The following is a 5,541-nucleotide window of genomic DNA, read 5'->3' as shown; positions in this document are numbered from 1 at the left end:
ATAGCCCAAAACCATGGCAGCGCCGCCGCACACCATGACCAGCATCCCGCCCCCGCCCCCGATCAACTCGATCGCCTTCAACACGTCACGCATGACACCGTTCCCCGATTCCCGCTCAAGAACCGCGCCCAGACACTATAGCAGAATCCGCGCGCCGAATGGCGGGGGCAAAACCTGTCCCCAAAGGAGACGGCGCGCTGCCGGCGGAGTGTTGCCCCGCTGCCGGTGTCCTGCGCAAGGCCGGACAACTGCACGACCTGCAACTGATCGTCCTCGCGCCCACACCCTACCGGCTCTCCCAACACAGCAAGCTCCTTTACCGCCAACCCGCCTACCTCATTTGTACCGGCCCCGAGGCAACGCTAATTGAGGGCGGACCGTTCGGTCCGCCGTGACGGATGGCCGGTTAGAAAACCGGCCATCCGTTGAGGGCAATTGGACCCCGGCATAGGGAATGTGGCAGAATGCGCGTTTGCCTGTTCGAAAAGCGCGTCGCAGGGCGGAAATGCTTCTGCGGCGCGTGGTGTTACGCAAAGGATGAGGGACCGCGTGAAACGGCACAGGCCATCACCGCAAGACGAGGACCTTTATGACCGAGACCTTCTGCGGGGTAGACTTCGGGACGACGAACTCGAGCGTGGCGGTAGCCAACGGCGCGGGGGTTCGTGTGCTCGAGCTGGATCCGGCCAACGACAACGTGACCACGCTTCCATCCCTGCTGTACATCTCGCGGGAGGGCGAACGGATCGTCGGACGGAGCGCGGCGGACGCCTTTATCGACCGGAATGTCGATCGCGAAGTTATCCTCAAACGGGTTGATTTGGGCGTCGAGATCGAGGGGTATATTCCTTCGGAGCCGGACAAGTCGGAAGGGTACCGTCCCGGGGCGGAGCAGCAGGAGATGCGCGAGGCGGTGCGCGCCCAGGCTACCGTCGAGGTGAACTCACCGGGCCGCCTGTTTCAATCGCTGAAGAGCTCGCTGCGGTTCGATGCGTTCCGGAGCACGGAAGTCTTCGGCGAACACTTCCAGATCGAGGAACTCACCGCGATGATCCTCGAACCCATCAAAGCGGCCGTAGACCGGGCTGCGGGAACATGCGTCGAACGCGCCGTGTTCGGGCGGCCGGTCCGGTTCTCCAGAATGCCGGCCCAGGACCAGCTCGCCGAGGACCGGTTGCGCCGTGCCGCAAGCCTCGCGGGATTCAAAGAGACGATCTTCTTTTACGAGCCTGTGGCTGCCTGTGTCGAGTACGCCGTGGCCACGGATCGGAAGCAGCGGCTCATGGTGGTCGACATCGGCGGCGGCACCTGCGACGTCTGCGTCATGGAATTCGGAGGCACAGGCACCGAGGCCGAGCGGCTTTCGGGAAGCCGGATCCTGAGCGTTTCGGGGGTGCCGACGGCGGGCGACGCCGTAGACCGCGACCTTATCCGGGCGAAATTGTATCCATGTTTCGGAAGTAATGCGCGCTACGGTCCGTCTCAGTTGCCTATGCCCCAATACTTGTTCCGAAACATCGCGGAGTGGCAGAACCTCTACAAACTCAACACCGAGGAGATTATCAACTGGCTCATCGCGGCCGAGGCCAGTTCCGATCAGCCCAGGGCGTTGCGGGCGCTGCGGTACCTGATTCAACACAACTACGGGTACCCCGTGCGGCGGATCGTCGAGGCGGCCAAGAAACAGCTCAGTTTCGAGGAAGAGGCCATGATCGACATTCGGCACGGGGTCATCGACATCCTTGAGCGGGTGAACCGCCAGGAATTCAATGTTATTATCGAGGACACTCTCGACGAGATGATGGGCAGCGTCATAGACGCCGAAGAGGCCGCGCAGCTCCGCCCCGAGCAGGTCGACATGGTTCTGACGACCGGCGGCACCAGCCTTATTCCCGCGGTGCGGCAGATGCTCGAGGAACGTTACGGCGCGGGCCGCATCCGCCAGCGCGACACCTTCTCGAGCGTCGCGATGGGACTGGCTATTGTCGCGCGGCATTCCTGAGAACGAACACAGGGGGGATGGTTTCATGACGATCGACGAACTGATCCATCGGGCAAGCGAAGTGGCCGTCGCGCGGCGCCATGGGACGGACTGCGAGGCCGGGGGCGTGGGCGCCGCTCTCGAAACCGGGGCGGGGGACTGTTTCGTGGGGGTGTGCATCGATGTGCCGTCCGGCGTCGGGTTCTGCGCCGAACACTCCGCCATCGCAGCCATGATCACCGCCGGGCAGTCTCGTGTGAAACGCATCGTAGCCGTGACGTGTGAAGGCAGGATCGTGCCCCCGTGCGGCCGATGCCGCCAGTTCCTTCTGTCCATCAACGACGATAATATAGACACGGAGGTTGTACTCGGGCCGGACGACATCATGACGCTCGAGGCGCTCATGCCCCGCCGCTGGCAGCACTGAACGGGCTGCTTATCACCGGAGGTTGCGATGCGTATTGTGGTGCTCGATGGATACACGTTGAATCCCGGCGACAATCCCTGGGACGAAGTAGCGGCCCTCGGCGAACTCACCGTGTACGACCGCACGCCCCGTGACCGGATTGTCGAGCGCGCCAGAGACGCCGCTATCATCCTGACCAACAAGACGCCGTTGTCCGCCGAAACCCTCGGCATGCTCCCCAATCTGGAGTTCATCACCGTGCTCGCGACGGGTTACAACGTGGTCGACGTGGCCGCGGCCCGCGCGCGGGGGATTCCGGTCTCGAACGTGCCGGTATACGGCACGGAGTCGGTGGCGCAGTTCGTGTTCGCTCTGGTGCTCGAGTTGTGCCATCACGTGGCCGCGCACAGCGCGAGCGTGGAGCGCGGCGACTGGTCGAACAGCGCCGATTTCTGCTATTGGAACACGCCCCTCATCGAACTGGCCGGCAAGCGCATGGGCATCATCGGGTTCGGGCGCATCGGCCGCCGCGCAGGCGAACTCGCCCACGCTTTCGGGATGGAAGTCCTGGCGAGCGACGTCAGTCCCGGCCGGGACCCTGCCTACGCGCCGTTCGCGTGGCGGAGCATCGAGGAAGTGTTCGCGGAAGCGGACATCGTCACCCTGCATTGCCCGCAGACGCCCGAAAACGCAGGATTCGTCAACGCCGCATTGCTCGGGCGCATGCAACGGCACGCGTTCTTCATCAACACCGCCCGGGGCGGACTGGTGAATGAAACAGACCTGGCGGACGCATTGAACAGGGGGGCCATAGCCGGGGCGGCCGTCGACGTTGTGTCTTCGGAACCCATCGCGCCGGGCAACCCGCTCGCGGGCGCGCGGAACTGCCTCATCACCCCGCACATCGCCTGGGCCACGCTTGCTGCACGCAGGCGGCTCATGAAAACGACCGCCGAGAACATAGCCGGGTTCATCCAGGGCACGCCGATCAATGTCGTGAATTGAGGAGCCCTTGCGCCGGGATGTTGGGCAGCGGGCAGGGGCTTCTCCTTTTGCCGCCGCCTCGGGGCGGGTAGAATCGGCCCTATGTGTCCGGGATGATCCCGGTCAAACACGGAGCGAGGAAATCCGTGCGCAAGGCTATGCTGGTATTGGCAGTTCTGGGAATAATGTGGGGACATCGTGCGAGGGCGGCCGAGGCCACCGCGGATAGGCAGGCGCAACTCGAAACGAGGTTCGTGGGCCCGAAAGCGACCTCAGTGGCCGAACTCGAACCGTACACCGGGCTCGGCGCGGTCGATCACATTGTAGGCGATGCCCGCAAGCGGGCCGTAACCCTGAACCATACTCAACTGCGCGCCAACTACGGCGAGACGGTGGACTTCCAGCTTCGCGGCCGGCAGGTCATCGTGTGCCCCCAGACCATAGAGGTGCTGTACTCAGCCTATACGCCCGCCACGACACGCTATGTGCCCGGTTCACGCCCCGAACTCGAACGCGTCGTCGCGGAAGCGACGAAGGACTGCGCCACCGGCGCGGAGAAGGCCCTTGCGCTCATGCGGTACTGCCGGGACCTGTACAAGGACGAGTGGTACGGCGACGGGTTCGAGCGCTACGTCTACGGCGGCACGGAAGAGGAACTCATCGCGAAGGGGGAGATCCTGTGCGAGTGCCTGGGGCGTTTGCACGTGGCACTGTGCGAGATCGCGGGGCTGCCCGGCCGCGTCGTGATGCACGTCATTGGCGGGCACATCTGTTCGGAGATCAAGGTCGACGGCGGCTGGGCCTATATCGACCCGCGCTGCGGCGTCTACTTCCGGAAGCCCGACGGGGCCCTCGCCTCAGTGTGGGAGTTGATGCTGCATCCCGAGTGGTTACGAGCACAGTCCGATGAAGTGAAGGCCGACGTCTCCCGATGGTTCACCTGGGAGGAGCGCGCGTGGAAGTGCGAGCACTATTACTTCACGCCGGACGAGGTGAATGCCTTCGAGAATTACAGCCTCGCTGACAGCAGCCGCTACGCCTACGCGCAGACATCCATGGCCGAAGCCAAGGCCGCCGGGCTGTTCACGATCAACAAGGACTATACCGCGGCGATCCATGAGGTGTTCAATCTTGAGGGCGACGGCTACCGTCACGCTTGGGGTTCCCAGCCGCTCAGAAAGATACCCATCGCATACCGCCAGGACGGATTCAGCATGTTCTTCGTCGAGCCGCCTTTGACGAAAGAGGAATTGCTCAGGAATTATGTTGAGGCGTTCGAGAACACCAATGCCAATATTCTGGTGTGGGGACTCGGGCCCGGCAGCGTGTTCTGTTTCGACACGAAGGTTGGGGAGATATTCGGGGAGGGATTGACCGGCGAACAGATGAACATGATCCGCGAGGGCGACCGCTGGGTGCACCAGAATGTGATGGCTCTCATCGAGAGCGGCAACGATCCCCTGCGCATAGCGTGCGAGCGGGCGCACGAACTCGGCCTGAAAGTGTTCGCGCGGCTCGAGATGAACCACGAATACGGCCCTGCATCGGACGACAACTGGATGTGGGTGTGTCTCGTTGGGAGTCTGAACAAGAATCACCCCGAATACCGCATCCCAAACGGGGTATTCCTTGATTTCAAGCATCCGGAGGTGCGGGCGTTCAAACTGGCGATCTTCCGTGAGGCGCTGGAAGCGGGTTCGGACGGCTTATGCCTTGATTTAGCGGTGTATCCCCCGTTCTTCGAGGACCCCGTCGCGGGAACGCCCATCATGACGGCGTTTGTGCGTGAAGTCCGGGCGCTGTGCGACGAGTTCGCGGCCCAGCGGGATGCCCCCGTCGAGATCATGGCCCGGGTACCTGCGCGAGCTGCCAACGAACTCGGCCTCGACTGGCAAACCTGGATGCGCGAAAAACTAATCAACTACATCACACCCACCCACTACCGGCCCAACGAAAAGTTCGATATCGAGATCGGCGAGTTCATCTCGATGCGGAACCGCACCGGCGTCAAGGTCGTCCCCACAATTTGGCAGGCTTTGGGATTCGTGGACACGGACGAGCAGCCCAGCGACGACGCTTCGAGCCGGCGGCGCTACAGCAAACCCAAGACGCCGGAGATGTTCAATGCCCAGGCACTCCTGTTCCACCGTGCCAACGCCGACGGAATTCA

The 5,541-nt window shown here is 63.0% G+C and carries 5 protein-coding genes; all 5 read left to right on the top strand.

What is annotated here, in order from left to right; translation table 11 throughout:
* The first annotated feature begins 158 nt into the window (after nt 1-158).
* Entirely contained in the window at nt 159-395 is a 237-nt protein-coding gene (locus PLJ71_06170) for a hypothetical protein (protein HQM48255.1), read from the top strand.
* Between the two features lie 194 nt (nt 396-589).
* Nucleotides 590-2,002 (top strand): Hsp70 family protein, encoded by a 1,413-nt coding sequence (locus tag PLJ71_06165; protein ID HQM48254.1) that lies wholly within the window; start codon nt 590-592, stop codon nt 2,000-2,002.
* A 25-nt stretch (nt 2,003-2,027) separates the two neighbouring features.
* Nucleotides 2,028-2,408 (top strand): cytidine deaminase, encoded by a 381-nt coding sequence (locus PLJ71_06160; protein ID HQM48253.1) that lies wholly within the window; start codon nt 2,028-2,030, stop codon nt 2,406-2,408.
* A 27-nt stretch (nt 2,409-2,435) separates the two neighbouring features.
* Nucleotides 2,436-3,392: a D-2-hydroxyacid dehydrogenase gene (locus tag PLJ71_06155; protein ID HQM48252.1), complete on the top strand. Its 957-nt coding sequence runs from the start codon at nt 2,436-2,438 to the stop codon at nt 3,390-3,392.
* Nucleotides 3,393-3,517: 125 nt separating this feature from the next.
* Nucleotides 3,518-5,541: hypothetical protein (locus PLJ71_06150; protein HQM48251.1), on the top strand; the 2,024-nt coding region annotated here is incomplete at its 3' end.

The organism is Candidatus Hydrogenedentota bacterium (genome assembly GCA_035416745.1).
Lineage (GTDB): Bacteria > Hydrogenedentota > Hydrogenedentia > Hydrogenedentales > SLHB01 > UBA2224.
This window is presented reverse-complemented; position numbering and strand designations above follow the sequence as displayed.

Bases quoted from the DNA above. Each gene is read 5' to 3' on its own strand.
- PLJ71_06170 (HQM48255.1), top strand. From the start codon at position 159: ATGGCGGGGGCAAAACCTGTCCCCAAAGGAGACGGCGCGCTGCCGGCG.
- PLJ71_06165 (HQM48254.1), top strand. From the start codon at position 590: ATGACCGAGACCTTCTGCGGGGTAGACTTCGGGACGACGAACTCGAGC.
- PLJ71_06160 (HQM48253.1), top strand. From the start codon at position 2,028: ATGACGATCGACGAACTGATCCATCGGGCAAGCGAAGTGGCCGTCGCG.
- PLJ71_06155 (HQM48252.1), top strand. From the start codon at position 2,436: ATGCGTATTGTGGTGCTCGATGGATACACGTTGAATCCCGGCGACAAT.